This is a genomic window from Rhizobium sp. 01T417, assembly GCF_056398905.1.
This window is the reverse complement of record NZ_JBFTQH010000064.1, coordinates 1-18967: the sequence shown is the minus strand read 5'-3', so window position 1 is coordinate 18967 and position 18967 is coordinate 1. Positions and strand designations below refer to the sequence as shown.

Annotated in this window: 19 protein-coding genes and 2 pseudogenes; 5 read left to right on the top strand and 16 right to left on the bottom strand. The window is 58.9% G+C overall.

Annotation, left to right across the window (positions count from 1 at the left end; all coding sequences use genetic code 11):
• Positions 1 to 126 (top strand): annotated as a pseudogene (locus AC1DPR_RS30365) (IS110 family transposase); the annotation flags it as partial.
• Here AC1DPR_RS30365 and lpxB read toward each other — a convergent pair.
• The 15 genes from lpxB to AC1DPR_RS30290 all read right to left on the bottom strand — a co-directional run bounded on the left by lpxB (position 123) and on the right by AC1DPR_RS30290 (position 15749).
• Complete coding sequence (gene lpxB / locus AC1DPR_RS30360) at positions 123 to 1301, bottom strand: lipid-A-disaccharide synthase (RefSeq protein ID WP_113471675.1); 1179 nt, start codon at positions 1299 to 1301, stop codon at positions 123 to 125. The pseudogene AC1DPR_RS30365 and the gene lpxB sit on opposite strands and share 4 nt — an antisense overlap.
• A complete protein-coding gene (locus AC1DPR_RS30355; protein ID WP_477817863.1) occupies positions 1298 to 2179 on the bottom strand; it encodes an LpxI family protein in 882 nt (293 codons plus the stop codon). Before AC1DPR_RS30355 ends, lpxB begins: the two co-directional genes overlap by 4 nt.
• Before the next feature lie 3 nt (positions 2180 to 2182).
• The gene (gene lpxA, locus AC1DPR_RS30350; RefSeq protein WP_018858816.1) at positions 2183 to 3001 is read right to left on the bottom strand and encodes an acyl-ACP--UDP-N-acetylglucosamine O-acyltransferase; all 819 of its coding nucleotides are present in this window, start codon (positions 2999 to 3001) and stop codon (positions 2183 to 2185) included.
• Complete coding sequence (gene fabZ / locus AC1DPR_RS30345) at positions 2998 to 3465, bottom strand: 3-hydroxyacyl-ACP dehydratase FabZ (protein ID WP_018858817.1); 468 nt, start codon at positions 3463 to 3465, stop codon at positions 2998 to 3000. The genes lpxA and fabZ overlap by 4 nt, the downstream gene beginning before the upstream one ends.
• Positions 3458 to 4519, bottom strand: coding sequence for a UDP-3-O-(3-hydroxymyristoyl)glucosamine N-acyltransferase (lpxD, locus tag AC1DPR_RS30340; RefSeq protein ID WP_018858818.1), 1062 nt, complete (start codon positions 4517 to 4519; stop codon positions 3458 to 3460). The genes fabZ and lpxD overlap by 8 nt, the downstream gene beginning before the upstream one ends.
• Positions 4520 to 4569: 50 nt before the next feature.
• Entirely contained in the window at positions 4570 to 6906 is a 2337-nt protein-coding gene (gene bamA, locus AC1DPR_RS30335) for an outer membrane protein assembly factor BamA (RefSeq protein ID WP_025659035.1), read from the bottom strand.
• Between the two features lie 194 nt (positions 6907 to 7100).
• Complete coding sequence (rseP, locus tag AC1DPR_RS30330) at positions 7101 to 8234, bottom strand: RIP metalloprotease RseP (protein WP_062375382.1); 1134 nt, start codon at positions 8232 to 8234, stop codon at positions 7101 to 7103.
• A 28-nt stretch (positions 8235 to 8262) separates the two neighbouring features.
• Positions 8263 to 9096 (bottom strand): phosphatidate cytidylyltransferase, encoded by an 834-nt coding sequence (locus tag AC1DPR_RS30325; RefSeq protein ID WP_112641333.1) that lies wholly within the window; start codon positions 9094 to 9096, stop codon positions 8263 to 8265.
• Positions 9096 to 9842: an isoprenyl transferase gene (locus AC1DPR_RS30320; protein WP_026372003.1), complete on the bottom strand. Its 747-nt coding sequence runs from the start codon at positions 9840 to 9842 to the stop codon at positions 9096 to 9098. Before AC1DPR_RS30320 ends, AC1DPR_RS30325 begins: the two co-directional genes overlap by 1 nt.
• A 43-nt stretch (positions 9843 to 9885) precedes the next feature.
• On the bottom strand, positions 9886 to 10446 hold the full coding sequence (frr, locus tag AC1DPR_RS30315; protein ID WP_018858823.1) for a ribosome recycling factor: 561 nt from the start codon (positions 10444 to 10446) through the stop codon (positions 9886 to 9888).
• Positions 10447 to 10498: 52 nt separating this feature from the next.
• The gene (gene pyrH, locus AC1DPR_RS30310; RefSeq protein WP_018858824.1) at positions 10499 to 11221 is read right to left on the bottom strand and encodes a UMP kinase; all 723 of its coding nucleotides are present in this window, start codon (positions 11219 to 11221) and stop codon (positions 10499 to 10501) included.
• Positions 11222 to 11314: 93 nt separating this feature from the next.
• Positions 11315 to 12241, bottom strand: coding sequence for a translation elongation factor Ts (gene tsf, locus AC1DPR_RS30305; RefSeq protein ID WP_025659039.1), 927 nt, complete (start codon positions 12239 to 12241; stop codon positions 11315 to 11317).
• Positions 12242 to 12483: 242 nt separating this feature from the next.
• Positions 12484 to 13251: a 30S ribosomal protein S2 gene (rpsB, locus tag AC1DPR_RS30300; RefSeq protein ID WP_016553822.1), complete on the bottom strand. Its 768-nt coding sequence runs from the start codon at positions 13249 to 13251 to the stop codon at positions 12484 to 12486.
• A 250-nt stretch (positions 13252 to 13501) separates the two neighbouring features.
• The gene (locus tag AC1DPR_RS30295) at positions 13502 to 14212 is read right to left on the bottom strand and encodes a pentapeptide repeat-containing protein (protein WP_192240746.1); all 711 of its coding nucleotides are present in this window, start codon (positions 14210 to 14212) and stop codon (positions 13502 to 13504) included.
• A gap of 700 nt (positions 14213 to 14912) precedes the next feature.
• A complete protein-coding gene (locus AC1DPR_RS30290; protein ID WP_025659042.1) occupies positions 14913 to 15749 on the bottom strand; it encodes a cell envelope integrity EipB family protein in 837 nt (278 codons plus the stop codon).
• 137 nt (positions 15750 to 15886) lie between these two features.
• On the opposite strand from AC1DPR_RS30290, the gene AC1DPR_RS30285 reads away from it, so the two are divergent.
• The 4 genes from AC1DPR_RS30285 to AC1DPR_RS30270 all read left to right on the top strand — a co-directional run bounded on the left by AC1DPR_RS30285 (position 15887) and on the right by AC1DPR_RS30270 (position 18821).
• Positions 15887 to 16354, top strand: a complete 468-nt coding sequence (locus AC1DPR_RS30285) for a RidA family protein (protein ID WP_113471672.1) — start codon at positions 15887 to 15889, stop codon at positions 16352 to 16354.
• Positions 16354 to 17073, top strand: a complete 720-nt coding sequence (locus tag AC1DPR_RS30280; protein ID WP_113471671.1) for a glycerophosphodiester phosphodiesterase — start codon at positions 16354 to 16356, stop codon at positions 17071 to 17073. The genes AC1DPR_RS30285 and AC1DPR_RS30280 overlap by 1 nt, the downstream gene beginning before the upstream one ends.
• A 78-nt stretch (positions 17074 to 17151) precedes the next feature.
• A complete protein-coding gene (locus AC1DPR_RS30275; protein ID WP_113471670.1) occupies positions 17152 to 18342 on the top strand; it encodes a GNAT family N-acetyltransferase in 1191 nt (396 codons plus the stop codon).
• Positions 18343 to 18395: 53 nt separating this feature from the next.
• Entirely contained in the window at positions 18396 to 18821 is a 426-nt protein-coding gene (locus tag AC1DPR_RS30270) for an HIT family protein (protein ID WP_018858831.1), read from the top strand.
• On the opposite strand, the pseudogene AC1DPR_RS30265 reads toward AC1DPR_RS30270, so the two are convergent.
• Positions 18818 to 18967, bottom strand: a pseudogene (locus tag AC1DPR_RS30265) (IS481 family transposase); the annotation flags it as partial. The gene AC1DPR_RS30270 and the pseudogene AC1DPR_RS30265 sit on opposite strands and share 4 nt — an antisense overlap.

Below are 18967 nucleotides of genomic sequence, written 5' to 3'. Positions count from 1 at the left end.
GTCTTCGAACGACTGAAAGCGAAAGGAAAGCCCGGAAAGGTCGCTCTCGTCGCGGTCATGCGAAGGATGATCATAATCCTCAATGCCAAAATGAGAGACTATCGAGCAACGGTGATTGACGCCTAACACCGTTGCTTTTTCTTTTGGAGAACGTCGAGAACAATCTCTGCCGCATGTTCTCCCGGCGGCTTCTCGGTCTGCATTCTCTGCCAGAGAACGTCGAAGCCCTGCATCATTGCCTGCCGTGGCAGGCTATCCGCTGAAAGCTTCTCCATCCAGCGAGCGAAGCTGCCGCCTCGGACCACGTCGTTGATATACTCGGGCACAACAGCGTAATCGGCGATCAAGTTCGGAAGCGCAGCACTCCACGTTTTGATCTTGCTGGTCATGAGCCTGATGATCCAGTCCGTCTTGTACGCCGAAACACAGGGAACGCCCGTCAAAGCCAGCTCAAGCACGACAGTGCCGGAGGCAGCCATGGCGGCATCGGCCTCCGTGAACGCTCGCCACTTCGCCTCGGCTCCCGTCACGATCTCCGGCTTGGCCGTCCAATCCTTGACGAGCTCACGGATCATGGCTTCGCGGCGTGGCATCGTCGGCAAAATAATACGCATCTCGCCGTTGCGCGCTACCAACTCGCTAATGGCATCGCCAAAGTGTGGCAGCAGCTTGGCGATCTCCGACGAGCGCGAACCCGGCAGAAGCATGACTGTCTTGCGGTCGGCCTGGTTTCGCGGCTTCGTCTGCGCGCGCTGGCGTCGTGCATCCAACAGGTTGGGATCGGCTGTCAAGCGGTGGCCGACATAAGTTGTCGGCGGCCCGCCCAGCTTGCGCATCACGTCCGGTTCGAATGGCAACACAGCGAGCACATGGTCGACATAGGCGAGCATGCGCTGCGCCCGGTATTCCTTCCACGCCCATACGCTGGGGCAAACGTAGTTGACGACAGGCAAGCTGGGCAGCACCGTGCGAACACGCTTTGCGACCCTGTGCGTGAAGTCAGGACTGTCGACGATAATAAGCACATCAGGCTTTGCGGCGATGATGGCCGACGCCGTCTCACCGATACGCCGAACGAGCCGCGGCAGCTTCGAAAGCACCTGGGTGATGCCCATGACCTGAAGGTCGGCGAAATCGAAAAGCGAGCGCAGACCCTGCGCCTCCAGCCCCTCGCCGCCAACGCCGATGAGTTCCACGTCGCCAGGAAACTTTCGTTTCAGAGCGGCGATCAGGTCGGCACCCAGGAGGTCGCCCGAAACCTCTCCAACAACAATGGCAACTCTCAGTGAAGCTTCGCTCACGCCAGCCCCCAGGATGGCAATCCCCGATCCAGTCCGCATACAAAGATACCGGCTTCATCGGCAGCCTTGATGACGGCGTCGCGCTCCAGGATGAGCGAGCGGCCCGCCTCCACAGCCACTCCGGCAAGTCCTGCTCTCTGCAGGTTCTCGATCGTCGAAATGCCGATCGATGGCAGGTCCGCGCGGATATCCTGCTGCGGTTTGCACAGTTTCACCAGCACGCCGCTGCGGCGCTGAGAAATTCGCCCCGCCGACCGCAGCTCGGCGACACGCTCCAGCATGCTGTCCGTGCCTTCCACGCCTTCGAGCGCGACAATGCGACCGCCGACCGACACCGACCCTTGACCGACGTCCAGCCTGCCGAGCGCATCCGCTGCTTCTGCGGCTCGCGCGATGTCCTTCGCATTATCGAGGCTTGGTCGCACAGCGCCCAGCGGACCGACCGATGCCAGCAGATCCGGTGCGATCTCGTGCGCGCCGACGACCCGGCGCCCATTCTCTTCGATCAGCGTGATGACCATCCGCAACACGGTATCGTCGCCACCAGCGAGCAGCGTCCGGATTGTCGACGGTAATTTCACGAGGGTCCTCAGCGTCGGCCGCACTTCGCGCCATTCCGGACGCCGGCGTACACCACCAGACATCACGACGCGGTCGATGCCGTTGCCTTCGAATATCCGACTGAGAGCGGCAAAATCTCCGACCCCGATAACCGCATGGTCAAAGCCTTCCCAAGAGCGATCGGCCTCGTCCTTCAGAGCGATAATAAAGGGATTTTCACCTGCTTGCCGCGCCGCGGTGGCGACATAGGACGGCAGAAGCCCGCTACCTGCGATGATGGCCAAGCGGCCTTTTGCCATGTCACCCGCGAGAGCCAAGCATCACCCTTTCTGTCCCCTGGTCGGAGAGGAAAGAGCGCGATCGCTATCGGCTGCGATGAAGTCGAGGATCTGAAGGACCTGCTCGCAATCGGCGTGTTCATCCCGGATCGCGGCGGCGTTGGCACGGATCGAACCGGCGCCTTCGAAGATCGCCTTGTAGGCGCGCCGCACGGCATGAATCGTCGCCCGGTCAACACCGGCGCGGGTCATGCCAACGACGTTCAGTCCACTCAGAAGGCCCGGATTGCCGTTCAGCATGCCATAGGGAATGACGTCATAGCTGACCGCAGAGAGACCGCCGACGAACGCCTGGCGACCGACACGTGTGAATTGGTGCACGGCACAGCCACCACCAAGAATGACACGGTCCTCAATCGTCACATGGCCGGCGAGCATCACGTTGTTGGACATGATGACGTTGTTTCCTACCCGGCAGTCATGGGCGATATGCGAATTCGCCAGGAAAAGGTTGTTGTCGCCAACAATCGTCTGGCCACCAAAATCGGCAGTACCCGTGTTCACCGTGACGCCCTCGCGGAACGTGCAGTTGTCGCCGACCGTCAAGGTCGTTTCTTCGCCGCCGTGATGGACGCTCTGCGGATCGCCGCCGATCACGGCCATCGGGAAAACGCGGCACCCCTTACCAAGCGTCGTCCTGCCGGATACGACTGAATGCGCCAGCAACTCCACGTTATCACCCAGCACGACCTTCGGCCCGACATGGCAGAAAGGGCCGATCTTCACGTTCTCGCCAATCACGGCGCCATCTTCGACGACCGCCATGGCGTGAATGCTGGCGCTGGCTGCTATCGTGCTCATGCCTGATCCTTGCGAACGATCATCGCCCCGATGTCGGCTTCGGCGACGAGCGCTCCATCAACCTTAGCATCGCAATGGAACTTCCAGATATTACCGCGCTGTTTCTGTTTCTTCACGTGGTATTCGACGCGATCGCCGGGAACGACCGGCTTGCGGAAACGCGCGTTATCGATCGTCATGAAGTAGACGAGATTGCCGGTTTCGCCCTGCTTCTTGGCGCAGATCGCGCCGGCCGTCTGCGCCATCCCCTCGATGAGCAGAACTCCCGGCATAATTGGCGATTCCGGAAAGTGACCGGTGAAATGCGGTTCGTTTGCAGTCACGTTCTTGATACCGACCGCGGATTCGTCGCCATCGATCTCGATAATCCGGTCTACGAGCAAGAACGGATACCGGTGTGGCAGCAGCTTCATGATCTCGATGATATCTGCCGAAGAGAGCGAAGTCTTTGCTTCCTCAGTCATTCTTTTCTCCCGTTTTCTTGCCGCCGGTTGATCGCGCCAAAATCGCGGCCGTCTCCCGTAGAAAATCGTTGATGGGGCGGGCCGGCACACCGCCGTAGCGCTCACCAGCGGGGATGTCTCCGATCACGCCGCTCTTTGCAGCGATCTGCACCCCGTCGCCAATCTTGATATGTCCGTTCAGTCCTGCCTGACCGCCGATCTGCACGCCRTCGCCAAGCACCGTACTGCCGGCAATGCCGACCTGCGAAACGATGGCACAGTGACGCCCGATGCGGACGTTGTGGCCGATCTGGACCTGATTGTCGATCTTCGTGCCCTCGCCGACGACCGTATCATCCATCGTACCACGATCAATCGTTGTATTCGCGCCAATCTCGACATGATCCTGGATGATCACCCGGCCGATCTGAACGATCTTGATCATCCCGCGTGGACCCGGAGCGTAGCCGAAACCATCCTGGCCGATCCGTGCACCATTGTGAATGATGACGCTGTTGCCAATGAGGGCGCAGAGCACGCTTGCGCCAGCCGCGATCGTGCAATTGCGGCCGATCTTGACGTTGGGCCCAATGATAGCGCCGGCGCCAATATGTGTACCCTCGCCGATTTCAGCGTGCGCACCGACCACCGCCATCGGCTCGATCGAAACCTTCCCTTCGAGACGGGCCGTAGGATCAACAACCGCGCGATCCGAAATACCAGGGGCTTCGGAAAAAAGGGCTTCTGGGCGCAGCGCCTTCGGGTAGAGGAAACCTCCCGCCATCGCAAAGGCCGCATGGGCATTCTTCGAAATCAGAACAGGCAGATGATCCGGCACCAGCGAGCGCAGCCCCGCGCTGCAAAGCACTGCAGATGCTTCGCACGTCGCAAGCTCGTCCTTGCTCCGCTTCGAGATGATGTAACAGAGATCGCCCGCCTTCGCCCGACTTACGGGGGAAACGGAACGGATCACGACATCTGCATTTTTGGGGTCAGCAAGCTCTGCCCCAAGATACTGCGCCAACTCCGAGAGTTTCACGCCATCATGGGGCAGAAAAAAGCTATTTTGCTCCATCGGCAAATCTCCAGAACGGAATTCGGTTTTACGGTTCCGGACTGCCGATATCAGAATTGGTTGTTTATGCCAAACTTGAAGTGCTGCGTCTTGTCAAAGTCTTCCTTGGCGACCGGAATAGCGTAGTCGACGCGCAGCGTACCGAATGGCGACGCCCACATAAGACCAACGCCGACGGACGCACGGAGTGACGCATCTTCGCCGTTCACAGTATCACCGAGCGGGTCGACATCATTGCCGAACAGCGTGCCAGCGTCGGCGAACAAGGCGCCACGCAGGCCAAAGTCGCGCGGAACCAACGGGAGCGGGAACGTCGCTTCAGCCGAGACCGTGAAATAGGTCGTACCGCCGAGCGGATCGTCGTTCGCCCCGGCAATGCGCGGGCCGATGCCCTTGTTTTCGAAGCCTCTGATATCGCCGTTGGTCAGCGTGAACTGGTCAAAGACGTTCAGGCTCTTGTCAAAGCCTACGACATAACCCGCCGAACCCGTAACCGAGCCGATAATGTCAGCATCATCGGCCAGCAGATGGAAATACCGCGCCTTGCCGTAGATCTTATAGAACTGCGAGTCACCGCCGATACCAGCAATTTCCTGCGTAACGCTTGCGTAGATGCCTTCGCGCGGCAGCGTCATGTCGTCAAGCGTGTTGTAGGTCAGCGTCTGCGAAACAGACGACTTTACCCATGGGCTATTCTCAACAAGGTTCTGATACGGCGCAGACAGATCGCTCAGCGAACCCGAGGGATCGTACTTCATCTGCTTGTAGTTGTAGCGGAACGTCGTCGCCAGATCTTCCGTGATCGGCGCCGTGGCACGAAGAACACCGCTGTTTTCTTCGTAGTCGTAGTTATCGTTGCTCGACGTCTCGCTGTGATTGAGGTCGAAACCGACAGCCAAACGGTAACCGAGGAAGTAAGGCTCAGTGAAGTTCAGGCCATAGGTACGAGAACCTTCCTGACCACCACCAGCGCTGATCTTGATATACTGACCGCGACCCAGGAAGTTCTTTTCCTCGACCGAGGCTTCAAGCAGCAGGCCGTCGCCGCCGGCCGCATAGCCCGCGCCGATACCGAACGAACCCGTCGACTGGTCCTGCACATCAACCACAACGACAACGCGGTCCGGAGAGCTGCCCGGCTGCGTCGAGATGTTGACCGACGAGAAGTAGCCGAGAGCTTCGAGACGGCGCTTTGCCCTCGTGATCATCTGCTGATTGAAGGCGTCGCCTTCGCTCATGTCGAACTCGCGACGAATGACAAAGTCGCGCGTGCGGCTGTTGCCGCGGATTTCGATACGCTCGACATAGGCGCGCTCGCCCTGGTCAACGAGGTATTCGACGCCGATCGTGTTGTTCGCCAGGTCACGATTGCCGCGCGGCGTTACGCGCGCAAAAGGATATCCAGCGGAGGCGACCTGGTCAGAGATCGCTTCCATCGACTTCTGGACTTCCTTGGCGCTGTAGACCTGGCCCTCGCGAGTGCGGACGAGCCCCTGCAACTGCGTGGCATCAACTCCGGGAACCGTCGATTGCACGGTTACGGCGCCGAAATTGTAGCGCGGACCTTCTTCGATATTGAAGGTCAACGTGTACTTGTTGGTCGCCTCGTCGAAGGTCGCGTCCGACGAGATGATACGGAAGTCGGCAAAGCCGCGATTGTAATAGAACTGACGCAGCGCCTCTTCGTCAGCGCGAAGCTTGTCTTCGCTGTAGACGTCCTTGCGTGTCAGGAACGACAGGAAGTTGGAGCGCTTCGTGTTGATGACGGAAGCGAGACGGCCGGAGCTATAGGCATTGTTGCCAACGAAATTGATGGCGCCGATCTTGGTGCGATCACCTTCGTCAATGACGAATGCCAGATTGACGCGACCTTCGCCGAGCGGCACGACCTGCGTGGTCACCTGGACCTCGCTGCGACCGGTTGCCGCATACGCGTCCTTGATCGACTGAATGTCCGCCTGGATCTGCGCGTCGTTAAAAGGTCCGGCCGCGTGCGTCTTCACGATCGCAGCAAGCTTGTCGTCCTTGATCTTCCGGTTGCCGTTGAAGACGACCTGGTTGATGAGCTGCGCTTCCTGGACCGTCACGACCAGCGTGCCGCCGGAAACGGAAATCTTGACGTCGGAGAAATAGCCCGTGTCGTAAAGCTGCTTCACAGAGTCATCGATGTCGGTGTTGGAAAAGCTTTGGCCAGGCTGGATTGTGAGGTTCGAGCGAACGGCCTCAGCGCCGACACGGCTGGCGCCGCGCACATCGATGCGCTGAATCACTGCAGCTTCTGCCGTCGTAGCGGAGACGAAAACCGCTGCACCTGCTCCCGAAGCAACAATACCTGCAGACAGCGCAACCGCCGATACTGCGTTCAAAAATCTTGAACCAGCCTTCATTTCACCCATTACCTTTTTTCTCGTCCCCGGCCCCAGGCGTCCCCCGATTCCGGTCACGTGTGTCGTTTTACCCGCTTTTGTCTTACAAGCAAGGGAGCAAGTTAATTTCTGTTTACTTCATTTCAAAGCGTGACGCATTCGCCACTACAGCTTTGAAACATCGTAAATAAATGGTAATTTCCCTCGTCGAGCAATCAACCAATCAAAGCACTTATATCGTTCCAGGTGGCAAAAACCATCAAGCTCAAAACCATCGCCAAGCCAATGCGAAACGCAATGTCCTGCGCAGACGAACCCAACGGTTTTCCCCTCACCGCTTCAATCGCATAGAACATCAAATGTCCGCCATCAAGTACCGGAACCGGCATCAAATTCAGTAATCCGATGGAAACAGACAAGACAGCGGCAAGCTGAAGCAAAGCTGCAACGCCCAACGTCGCCATCTGACCGGAAGCCTGAGCCACGCGGATCGGTCCGCCAAGCTGGTCTGGCTTCATATAGCCGGAGATCAGGTTGCCAATATACTTGAAGGTGCCAGTTACGATGTGCCAGGTCTGGATCGCGCCTTCCTTGACCGCCTCCAGCGGCGAGTAGGTCTGTACCCGGAAGTGGCCGACCTCCTGGTTGGTGACGATGCCGATCAGGCCGATTTCGATCTTGTTGCCGAACTGGTCGGTCATATCGGTTCGCGCCGGCACCATCGGCACATCCAGCTTCTGGCCGTTGCGCTCGATCGTTACGACAATTTGCTGCTCGGGCCGAATGCTGACGTAGCGCCGGACGTCGTCAAAAGTCTCGACCCTCGTGCCATCGATGGCGATCAGAAGGTCGCCAGGCACGACGCCCGCTTCGGCTGCAACGCTGCCCGGCTTGACTTCGGCAACCACAGGATCAGCAACCGATCGACCGTAGATCGAGAAGAGAACCGCAAAAATCGCAATCGCCAGGATGAAATTCGCTATCGGGCCGGCAGCAACCGTTGCGGCACGCTTCCACAGCTTCGCACCGGCGAAGGACCGCGCACGATCCTCTTCCGACATTGACGCGAGCTTGTCGTCATCGGGCTTGCTCGATACATCCTCGTCGCCGAAGAAGCGGACATAGCCGCCCAGAGGTATCAGTGAGAGCTTCCAACGCGTTCCATGCTTGTCGGTGAAGCCGAGCAATTCCGGACCAAAGCCGATCGAGAACGCCAATATGCGGATGCCGCTCCATCGCCCCACCAGATAGTGGCCCATTTCATGCACGAAAACGAGCAATGACAGCACGAGGACAAAGGGCACGATATAGCCCGTCAGGAATGCCAATATACCGGTCAAGCCAAGCATCTGATTTTTCCGCCAGCCTTTGCAGACATTATACGCCGAACAGGGCTGCACCGAGCGACGTTATTTCGCCGCCCTTTATCAGCGAAAAAAGCCCAGCTAGCAAGAACGCCGCAAAGCAGGCGAAAATGAGCCCGTCGACACGGTCCATGACGCCGCCATGCCCTGGAATCAGGTGGCTCGAATCCTTGACGCCGAAGCGACGCTTGATGAAGGATTCGAAGAGATCGCCGCTCTGACTGCATACCGATAGGATGAACGCAACCGGAGCCGCGAGCACGAGGCTCTGCGGAAAGGCAAAATAGGCAACCAGGCTACCGGCGATCACAGCGGAAACGGCGCCGCCAATAGCGCCGGACCATGTCTTTCCGGGAGATATCTTCGGCGCCAGCTTCGGGCCACCGATGGCGCGCCCGACGAAATAAGCAAGAATGTCGGTCGACCACACGACTGCGAATACAAAGAGCATCGCGAAAAGGCCGACGCTATCGGAGCCGCGGATGCTCGAAAGGGCAATTCCCGTAAGACCGGCGTACACGATCCCCGTGGGAAACCAGCGCGATACGCCGGACACAAGCACGAAGCCGACAGCAATCAGGAAGAACAGCACCAGTAGCAGCAGGGAATATCCAAGCGTCCCCGCAACGACGGCCACCGCGATTGCCGCCTGCCCTATCCAACCGATCGCATTGGCGACCGGCTGTTCCGTGGCAAGCTTCGTAATGGTCGACCATTCATAGTAGATCAGCAGTCCGATCGCTGCCGACAGCAGGCTGAAGGCAACGCCGCCGTACCAGGTGGCGAGCAGAACGATAACGGCAAGGATTACGCCCGAAATAATGCGTAGCTTCAGCTCCTGCTGCATCAGGTGCCCACTGCCGCAGCCGTCTGTGCCACCAGTCCGCCAAAGCGACGGTCGCGCGACGCGAAGGTTTCCAACGCCGAGTAGAAGATCTCCCGGCTGAAATCGGGCCAATACTCGGGCACGAAAATGAACTCGGAGTAGGCCGCCTGCCAGAGCAGGAAGTTGGAAAGGCGTTCTTCACCACTTGTGCGGATGATCAGGTCCGGATCCGGGATCCCGGCCGTGTCGAGCCGCGCATCGATCAGCGCCGGAGAAATATCCTGCGCCTTCAGCCGTCCTGCCTCTACATCCCGTGCAAGGCTCGCCATCGCACGCGCGATCTCGTCGCGCGAGCCATAGTTGAAGGCGATGATGAGCGTCAGCGCGGTATTCGTCTTTGTGGTCTCTTCCGCATCCACGAGAAGATCGAGGATGTCGCTCTTGAGGCTGTGCCGGTCGCCAATCACTTTCACGCGCACGTTCTGGCGATGCAGTTCCGCCAAGTCACGACGAATGAAGGCTTTCAGCAATCCGAGGAGATCCGAGACCTCCGTTTCCGGACGCCGCCAGTTTTCCGATGAGAAGGCGAAGAGCGTGAGATATTTGATCCCGACGTCGCCCGCTGCGCGCACGGCCTCGCGCACGGCGTCAACGCCCTTTCGATGCCCCATCGTCCGCGGAAGCCCGCGCTGCTTTGCCCATCGGCCGTTGCCGTCCATGATGATGGCAACGTGTTCTGGCACAGTCAAAAATGTTCGTTCCGACATTTCCCGTCCGGTTCTTGCAGCCAAGGCGCAGCCGCAGCGCGCCTTAAACCTGCATGATTTCCTTTTCCTTCTCGCCAAGCAAGCGGTCGACCTCAGAAATCGTCTCGTCGGTCATCTTCTGCACACGATCTGATTGTGCCCGGCTTTCGTCCTGGCCAATCGCACCGTCTTTTTCGGCTTTCTTAAGGCCGTCCATGCCGTCACGACGTACATGGCGAATCGCAACCTTGCTCTTCTCGGCATAGTCGTGGGCGACCTTCACCAGCGATTTGCGGCGCTCCTCGTTGAGCTCCGGCAGCGGGATACGCAGGTTCTGGCCATCGATGATCGGATTGAGGCCGAGGTTGGCCTCGCGGATCGCGCGATCGACGGCGTTGACCATCGACTTGTCCCAGACGGAGATGCCAAGCATGCGCGGCTCTGGAACGGTCACGTTTGCCACCTGGTTCAGCGGCACGCGCGAACCATAGGCCTCGACCATGACAGGGTCGAGAATGTTGGCCGAGGCGCGGCCGGTGCGCAGCGATGCGATATCGTGCTTGAACGCGGAAATAGCGCCATCCATGCGGCGCTTGAGTTCCTTGATGTCGATGCCTTCACTCATTTTATTGCTCCCGTCTTGGTAGAAGCTGCGGCAAAGCAGGCCGCCCACTCAATCAGTTATCAGAGACGATGGTCTTGAGGCCACCGCCTTTGAGGATTTCAGCAAAACCACCCTTCTCGTGGATCGAGAAGACGATGATCGGAATGGAATTCTCTCGTGCAAGCGCCACTGCCGCGACGTCCATGACGGCCAGTCCCTTGTCGAGGACTTCCTTGTGCGTCAGGTGGTCGAAGCGCGTCGCCTCGGGATCCTTTTTCGGATCAGCCGAATAAATACCATCGACTTGCGTTCCCTTGAAGATCGCTTCCGCTCCCATTTCGGCGGCGCGCAGCGCGGCTGCCGAGTCCGTCGTGAAGAACGGGTTGCCGGTGCCGCCTGCGAAGATCACGACGCGGCCGAGCGACAGATGGTAGAGCGTTGCGCGCTGCGAGAAACTCTCGCAGATCTCCGGCATCGCAATCGCCGAGAGCACAACAGTGTCGATGTTCAGCTTGCGCAGCGACGTTGCCAGCGCCAGCGCGTTGATGACGGTCGCGAGCATGCCCATGTGGTCGCCGGTAACGCGATCGCCACCCTTGGAGGCAACTGCGACACCGCGGAAGATGTTGCCGCCGCCGACGACGACGCCGACTTCCACACCCATCTGCCGCGCTTCGGCTATGTCAGCCGCAATGCGGTCTGCGACCGCTACATCAATTCCAAATCCCTGGCTGCCCATGAGGGCTTCGCCGGAAGCCTTGAGTAGAACGCGTTTGTAGACAGGCTCTGACGACATCGTGGCTCCTCGTATATTACCGCTGTGTGCCGGATACACGAAGGGCACCGCGTTGTCACGCGATGCCCTTCGGTTTTCACATGTATAGGTCGATCAGCCCTTGGCGACAGCGGCCACCTCAGCAGCGAAGTCGCTCTCTTCCTTCTCGACGCCTTCGCCGAGGAGAAGGCGTGCCATGCCGACGACTTCGATCTTGGCGCCGGCTTCCTTTTCTGCTTCCTTGACAGCAGCGCCGACCGTCAGGTCGGGGTTGATGACGAAAGCCTGCGAGAGCAGAGCAACTTCTTCGAAGAACTTGCGCATACGGCCTTCGACCATCTTTTCGATGATGGCTTCCGGCTTTCCGGATTCGCGGGCCTGCTCGATGAAGACGTTGCGTTCGCGCTCGGCAACGGCAGCGTCGACTTCTTCGGCGCGGATGGCGAGCGGGTTGGTCGCAGCGATGTGCATGGCAACCTGGCGGCCGATCGAGGTCAGGACGGCCTTGTCACCTTCCGACTTCAGGGCGACAAGCACGCCGAGCTTGCCGATGCCGTCGCCAGCAGCGTTGTGGATGTAGGTCGCAACAACGCCGTGCTCGACTTCGAGCTTGGCAGCGCGACGGAGCGTCATGTTTTCGCCGATGGTCGCGATCGCGTCCTTGATGGTGTCGGCGACCGGCTTGCCGGATGCCGGGTATGTCGCGGCAGCAATGGCTTCAACCGTGCCATCGGTGGACAGGGCAACGTTGGCGATGCCGCGAACGAGATCCTGGAAGGCATCGTTGCGGGCAACGAAGTCCGTTTCCGAGTTCAGCTCGACGACAACAGCCTTGTGACCGGCGCCGGCAATGGCAATCAGGCCTTCAGCAGCAGCGCGGCCGGCCTTCTTGTCGGCCTTGGAGATGCCCTTGGCGCGCAGCCAGTCGATCGATGCTTCGATGTCGCCGTTGTTTTCGAGCAGCGCCTTCTTGCAGTCCATCATTCCTGCGCCGGACTTCTCGCGCAGTTCCTTCACCAGTGCAGCCGTAATCTCGGTCATAAGCTTCCTCTTGTCGGTTCAAACGGTGGCCCGCAAAGGCGGTGCAACACCGGATTGAGGCACGAAATGTACCTGTATGTATGACAGCGTGATGAAAGACGCCTCATACGAAACTCAAATGGCGAGAGACTGATCGCCCTCGCCTGAAACGGTCAAGGCCGCCGAACTTTAGAAAGTCGCGAGCGGCCTTTTCCCAATCTCTGGAAAGCATGACGGGCCATCCAGCCCGACTGCTTCTTTTATCAGGCTTCGGCTTCGCCTTCGAGTGCCGGCTCAACCGGAGCTTCGATCGATGCGCCGAGATCGCGGCCCGACGAGCTCTGCTGGCGAGCGATACCGTCGATGGCAGCGCGTGCGATCAGGTCGCAGTAGAGAGCGATGGCGCGCGAGGCGTCGTCGTTGCCCGGGATCGGATAGTCGATCAGATCAGGATCGCAGTTCGAGTCGATGATTGCGACAACCGGGATGCCGAGGCGCTTGGCTTCGTCGATCGCGATCTTTTCCTTGTTGGTGTCGATGATGAACATCAGGTCCGGCGTGCCGCCCATATCCTTGATACCACCGAGAGCCTTGTCGAGCTTTTCGCGCTCGCGCTCAAGGTTCAGGCGCTCTTTCTTGTTGTAGCCGGACTGTTCCGAAGACAGGATTTCGTCGAGCTTGCGCAGGCGCTGGATCGAGTTGGAGATCGTCTTCCAGTTGGTCATCATACCGCCGAGCCAACGCGAGTTGACATAGTACTGAGCGGAACGCTTGGCCGAGTCAGCGATCAGCTCGGAAGCCTGGCGCTTGGTGCCGACGAAGAGAACGCGGCCGCCACGAGCAACGGTGTCGGAGACAACCTGCAGGGCGCGCGACAGCATCGGAACGGTCTGAGCCAAGTCGATGATGTGGATGTTGTTACGATCGCCGAAAATGTACGGCTTCATCTTCGGGTTCCAGCGGTGCGTCTGGTGGCCGAAGTGGACGCCTGCTTCGAGGAGCTGGCGCATAGAAAAATCGGGCAATGCCATGCCTTGTAATCCTTTTCCGGTTGAACCTCCGCAAGGCTAACAGCACCCTCTTCGAGGATGCCACCGGGCGGAACAATCCGGATTTCTCCCGGACCATCCCATGCCTTACGTGTGGAATGCGGGTGGCCTTACCCTCCCTTCCGCAGAAAATCAAGGCTTCCTGCGAAAAAAGCGACATTCGGAGCCGGCAGCCAGCGTGGGGTGGAGAGGATGGGCCGGCGGCCCTTGGCGTCCACCACCGCGCCAAGCGTCAATCGGACTCGCAGGGCCAGCTTGTCGGCGCGGAGAGACCGGCGGGCAACTTGGTCTTGGCATCCCCGCAGGCAAGATCGACCTGAGCCTGCTCGAGACCAGTCGCGGCAGACAAATCAAGCCCTTCGATCCGCGTCAGAAACATGAAGGCGCGATCGAACGCCACCGGTCCTTCAAATGTTGCCTCGCTGAGGTCAGCGCGAGATAGATTGGCGAGCGAGAACCGTGCGCCCGTTAGAACGGCTCTGTCAAAACTTGCGCGGCCAAGTTCGGCCTTTTCAAAATTCGCACCACTGAGCTTTGCACCATTGAAATTGGAGCGTTGGAGTTCCGCGCCGGCGAACGACGCTCCTTCTGCGAAAACGTTCTCGAAGCCGGATCGATAGGCCTCGATTTTCGAGAAGTTCGCCTTGCCGGCCTGCGCTCCCGTAAGCCATGCCCGCACCAGTGTTGCCTTCTCGAAATTCGTTCCGGTCAGGTTGGTGTGGCTGAGATTGGTCAGGCTGAGATCGGCATCTCCCAGGTTGGCACCCTGGAAGTCGCTCCCTTGCAACATGAGATTCCTCTTGGTGCATTCACTCCAATTAACTCCTGCCGCCGGCGTGCTGCCGCAATCTGCAGCGAGGGCCGGAGGGCTCACGAACAACGTCAGCGCAACCAGTCCCGTTGAAATACCATAGAGTCCACCACTCAAAACACCATGCCGCATCGTCAAGATTCTCACTCCAATCCGACTCTAGCGCCCAAATCAGCACGCCTTTCGAATTACTAGCATAGAGAGGGTTTACTTAGCGACAATCGTCGGCGTGCGCATTCGTGACGGTTCTTTGCGAAACTAGACAGCGGATGCCATAAAAATTGCTGCTCAAAGCCGTGTCCAAGCGTTCGTCGAAGGTTCGGAGGCAATGCGACAGAGCGTTGTCGCGAACCGTGCGGATCTCCTATATGCTTAGCGGCGAGCGCCCTGTCATGCGCGATCTGAGAAGGGACGGAAAATGTCCACTCTAGCGCTTTTAATAGTGCAGGCAGATATTCCCAACGAAGCGGACCGAGCGCCTTTCGACGATTGGTATGATCGCCATATGCCAGACGCAGTACGCGCTTTTGGGGCACTCCACGCGTGGCGCGCTTGGAGCCGAACCAATCCCTCGAAGCACACTGCCTTCTATGAATTCTCTAGTTTGGAGGCAGCGAACGCCGCGATGCGATCGCCGGGCCAAGAATTCGATGTCACATGGGGCTCACGCGCCACACGGACGCGTGACGTTCTAGAGGTTGTTCAAAGGGCGCCTGTTTCAGACTGAGCAGGCCCGTTCAAGCTGGGAAATCGAACCTTCAGCCCGCGACAAAGTTCATGAAGTGCGAGTATAGGTAGGGATGTCCTGCTTGTTGCACTTGCTACATTCCGGTTATTTGCAGGCAGCCGATTTGCTGTCGAGCAGTTCGAGCTTCGCAAGCCTGCCGCTCAAAACAAAATCGCCATAGTCCATCGTCAGATCACGCGTGATGCCATTTTCATAGAGCTTGAACGACATACGGTAGACCGGCAAAGCGTCCGTCTTCGTATTCTCGTTGAAATACGAGATCGTGACCGGCCAGAAGGCTGCCTTCGAGAAGGCGCCAGCGTTGCCCGCATCGGCCTCGTCGGTTGCGGGCGCCACCTGCTTTCCGACCACCGTCGTCGTCACCAACGCCTTGTCTCCATCGTCCGAGCCGTCAAAGACGCGCGCCTCGAACAGGCGCTTGCCAGCCTTGGCGTTCTGGATCACGTCCAGCATATGTTCCGTTGGGAACCGGCTTGCCGCCAGCTGCAACTCCTTGCTGGTCGGCTGGGTCAAGGCAACCTTGACACCTTCAGCCTGGTCCTGCGCGGCACCGTTAACCTCCTTGTCGAGCTGGTCGTCGGTGAAGGATTTGGTGTCGAAGGTGAACCGGCGGTCCTTGAGGTTCTCGAAGGTCTTTGTCTGCTGGTCGCTGACGCGGACGGCATCGCCCGTATCGATCTGGGTAACGAAACGGAAGTTAGTGGTGAAGCCCGTGCAGTAATTGCCGTCGAACTCATAAACCATGCGGCCCGACATGCCCGAAATGCCGGAACGCTCGGAGGCATCCTTCAATTCCAGATCGTAGACCGCCCGGTGAGCAACGAGGCCAGTCGCGATCGCCGCACTCGTTACCGGCGCGGCCGCATGGACGGTCGTCGAAACGCTCGCCAGAAGAAGTGCGGCAAGACTCGATCGGAACATTGACAATCTCCTGTTGGACTCGCCTGCAATGTTATAAGAACGCTTTCGGCCAAATCGAGGCTCGAAAATGTCACAAAGCAGATTCCAAGCCTTGATGCATAATTTTAGAACTATTGACAATAAAAGCGGAGAGGAAAATGCCCGATCAAATCGCTGCGCGCCTGAAAGAAATGGGGATATCCCTGCCTGAGGCTGCTGCACCGGCCGCCAACTACGTCCCCTACGTCATCAGCGGGAACCTTCTCTATATCTCCGGACAGCTGCCGCTCGAGGGCGGAAAGATTGCTGTTCTCGGTCACCTGGGCAAGAATGTAGACGTCGCAACCGGCCAGCGCGCCGCGGAACTCTGCGCCATCAACATCATCGCCCAAGCAAGCGCTGCCCTCGGCGGCGATCTCGGTCGCATCAAGCGCGTCATCAAGCTCAACGGCTTCGTGGCCTCCACTCCTGATTTCGTCGAACAGCACCTCGTCATCAATGGCGCCTCCAACCTGATTGCAGGCGTGCTTGGCGAGGCCGGAAAGCATGCGCGCGCCGCCGTCGGCATGGCCGCGTTGCCGATGAACGCCGCTGTCGAAATCGATGCGATCGTGGAAATTGCCTGATGACCTCAGCAGCATGGCTCAAGGAGCAACCGGTCGCCCATCGCGGCTATCATGACCTCAACAAGACGGTCTGGGAAAACACACTCTCCGCCTTCACGCGCGCAGTCGATGCAGGATTCGCGATCGAGTGCGATCTGCACTATGCGTCCGACGGCGTTCCTGTTGTCTTCCATGACGAGGATTTGGAGCGTCTGTGCAATCTGAAGGGAGACGTGCGCGAACGCACGTCCAAGGAGCTCGGTCTCATCTCCGTCGGCGGGACGACCGACAAGATCCCGACGCTGCGGCAGCTGCTCGATCTCGTCAAGGGTCAGGTTCCCTTGGTCATCGAGCTGAAAGGCCGCGAGGCCGATGACGAGGGCTTTGCCGAAGCAGTTCTCGAAGTGCTTGAGGGCTATGAAGGCAAGGTCGCCCTCATGAGCTTCGACCACTGGCTGCTTCGCGATCTGAAGGCGCTCAATGCCCCCTATCCTCTCGGGCTGACGGCAGGCGGCAACAAGCCGGAAGAATTCGAAGTGCATGAAAAGGCGATGAAACTCGGCCTTGACTTCATTTCCTATTTCGTCGCCGACCTGCCGAACCCGTTCATAACCGCCCAGCGCGAAAAGGGCATGGTTGTCATCACCTGGACCGTCCGCGACGAAAAGGGGCGAAAGCATACCTTCGAGAATGCCGATCAGATGACGTTCGAAGGATTCGATCCGCGCGTTTCGGTTTGACGCTCGCTTTTTGGACAAGATCATGCTCAGACTGTTGGTGAGCCCTATTCTCCTCCCAAACGGTCTCGCATTCGCTCCATGACAGACGAACTTTCAATCCGCATCGAGCGGTCTTTCACCGCGATTTCCCCGGAGAGCTGGTCTCAGCTTTCCGGGGCCTCCCGCAAAGGCAGCGTTCTCGCCTACAATCCGTTCGTGTCGCATGCTTTCCTGTCCTCGCTGGAGGAATCAGGATCGGCGACCGCACAAACCGGCTGGATGGGTCATCATCTTCTATTGGAAACCGACAAAGGCGAACTCATCGGCGCCCTGCCCGGTTATCTCAAGAACCACAGCCAGGGAGAATATGTTTTCGACCACGGCTGGGCCGATGCTTTCGAACGAGCCGGCGGACGCTACTATCCGAAGCTGCAATGCTCCATCCCCTTTACCCCTGCGACCGGCCCGCGCCTGCTTGTCGCCGAAGGTCTGCAGCGCCTGCCGATCCAGCACGCCATTGCCGAGAGCCTCAAGGAGGTCGTGCGCCGGCTTGGCGTCTCTTCCGCCCACATCACATTCGTGCCCGAAGACGAGATCGGCATCTTCGAAGGTGAGGACTACCTGCACAGGACGGATCAGCAGTTCCACTTCATCAACGAAGGCTACGCCAATCACGAAGAGTTTCTGGAAACGCTCGCGTCGCGCAAGCGCAAAGCACTTCGCAAGGAACGCCGCACCGCACTCGAACACGGCATTGAAATTGATTGGCTGACCGGTCGCGATCTGACAGAACGGATCTGGGACCAGTTCTTCGAATTCTATATGGACACGGGCGGCCGAAAATGGGGCCGGCCTTACCTGACGCGCAAATTCTACTCGCTGATCGGCGAGCGCATGCCCGATGACATCCTGCTCGTCATGGCAAAGCGTGACGGTCGCTATATTGCCGGCGCGATCAACTTCATCGGCGGCGATACGCTTTATGGCCGTCATTGGGGCTGCATCGAGGACCATCCGTTCCTGCATTTCGAAGTCTGCTATCATCAGGCAGTCGACTTTGCATTGGCGAAAGGCCTCAAACGGGTGGAAGCCGGCGCCCAGGGCGAGCACAAGCTGGCACGAGGTTACCTGCCGGTGACAACTCACTCCGCGCATTATGTTGCTCATGCTGGGTTGCGGCGGGCTATAGCCGACTATCTCGAGCGCGAGCGTGACGACGTAGAGCACATGAACGAGATCCTGACGGAGCACAGCCCGTTTCGAAAGGGCGAGCGCCAGCAGGAGGATTGACGCTTTCGCCCCTGCCGCGCTACGCGATCACAGCAGCAACGAGGAGAGTTCGTATGACCAGCGCCGCCTACGACAGCAACAACATTTTCGCCAAGATCCTGCGTGGCGAAATTCCCTCGCACCGCATTTACGAAGACAGCGACACGATCGCCTTCATGGACGTGATGCCGCAGGCTCCGGGCCATGTGCTTGTCCTTCCCAAGGCGGCGTCACGCAACCTGCTCGATGCGGACCCGACCGTTCTCGCCAAGACCATCCCCGTCGTCCAGAAGATCGCCAATGCCGTCAAGGAAGCCTTCGACGCCGACGGCGTCTTCGTCTGCCAGTTCAACGAACCAGCCGCCGGCCAGACCGTCTTTCACCTGCACTTCCACATAATCCCGCGTTTTGAAGGTACGGCCCTGCGTCCGCATTCCGGGCAGATGGAAGACAATGCCGTACTCGCGGCGAACGCGGAGAAGATTAAGGCTGAGCTCTAGGTGTGTGGTCCCGGAATGAGATGGTGCGGATTGATTTTGAAGATTGACGGGTCCCTTGTCCAGGCGTTGCAGATTGCTTGATAGGGCGTTCGCCATCGGAGCGCCTTGAGGTGTTTGGCGAAGTTGTAAGCAGTGACGAAGGAAGG

What these genes read in the sequence shown, in the direction of transcription:
- AC1DPR_RS30285 (WP_113471672.1), top strand. Translation starts at nt 15,887, where the DNA reads ATGCCCGATCAAATCGCTGCGCGCCTGAAAGAAATGGGGATATCCCTG.
- tsf (WP_025659039.1), bottom strand. Translation starts at nt 12,241, where the DNA reads ATGACCGAGATTACGGCTGCACTGGTGAAGGAACTGCGCGAGAAGTCC.
- AC1DPR_RS30295 (WP_192240746.1), bottom strand. Translation starts at nt 14,212, where the DNA reads ATGCGGCATGGTGTTTTGAGTGGTGGACTCTATGGTATTTCAACGGGA.
- lpxA (WP_018858816.1), bottom strand. Translation starts at nt 3,001, where the DNA reads ATGAGCACGATAGCAGCCAGCGCCAGCATTCACGCCATGGCGGTCGTC.
- rseP (WP_062375382.1), bottom strand. Translation starts at nt 8,234, where the DNA reads ATGCTTGGCTTGACCGGTATATTGGCATTCCTGACGGGCTATATCGTG.
- frr (WP_018858823.1), bottom strand. Translation starts at nt 10,446, where the DNA reads ATGAGTGAAGGCATCGACATCAAGGAACTCAAGCGCCGCATGGATGGC.
- AC1DPR_RS30280 (WP_113471671.1), top strand. Translation starts at nt 16,354, where the DNA reads ATGACCTCAGCAGCATGGCTCAAGGAGCAACCGGTCGCCCATCGCGGC.
- fabZ (WP_018858817.1), bottom strand. Translation starts at nt 3,465, where the DNA reads ATGACTGAGGAAGCAAAGACTTCGCTCTCTTCGGCAGATATCATCGAG.
- rpsB (WP_016553822.1), bottom strand. Translation starts at nt 13,251, where the DNA reads ATGGCATTGCCCGATTTTTCTATGCGCCAGCTCCTCGAAGCAGGCGTC.
- bamA (WP_025659035.1), bottom strand. Translation starts at nt 6,906, where the DNA reads ATGAAGGCTGGTTCAAGATTTTTGAACGCAGTATCGGCGGTTGCGCTG.
- pyrH (WP_018858824.1), bottom strand. Translation starts at nt 11,221, where the DNA reads ATGTCGTCAGAGCCTGTCTACAAACGCGTTCTACTCAAGGCTTCCGGC.
- AC1DPR_RS30320 (WP_026372003.1), bottom strand. Translation starts at nt 9,842, where the DNA reads ATGTCGGAACGAACATTTTTGACTGTGCCAGAACACGTTGCCATCATC.
- AC1DPR_RS30270 (WP_018858831.1), top strand. Translation starts at nt 18,396, where the DNA reads ATGACCAGCGCCGCCTACGACAGCAACAACATTTTCGCCAAGATCCTG.
- AC1DPR_RS30325 (WP_112641333.1), bottom strand. Translation starts at nt 9,096, where the DNA reads ATGCAGCAGGAGCTGAAGCTACGCATTATTTCGGGCGTAATCCTTGCC.
- AC1DPR_RS30275 (WP_113471670.1), top strand. Translation starts at nt 17,152, where the DNA reads ATGACAGACGAACTTTCAATCCGCATCGAGCGGTCTTTCACCGCGATT.
- AC1DPR_RS30290 (WP_025659042.1), bottom strand. Translation starts at nt 15,749, where the DNA reads ATGTTCCGATCGAGTCTTGCCGCACTTCTTCTGGCGAGCGTTTCGACG.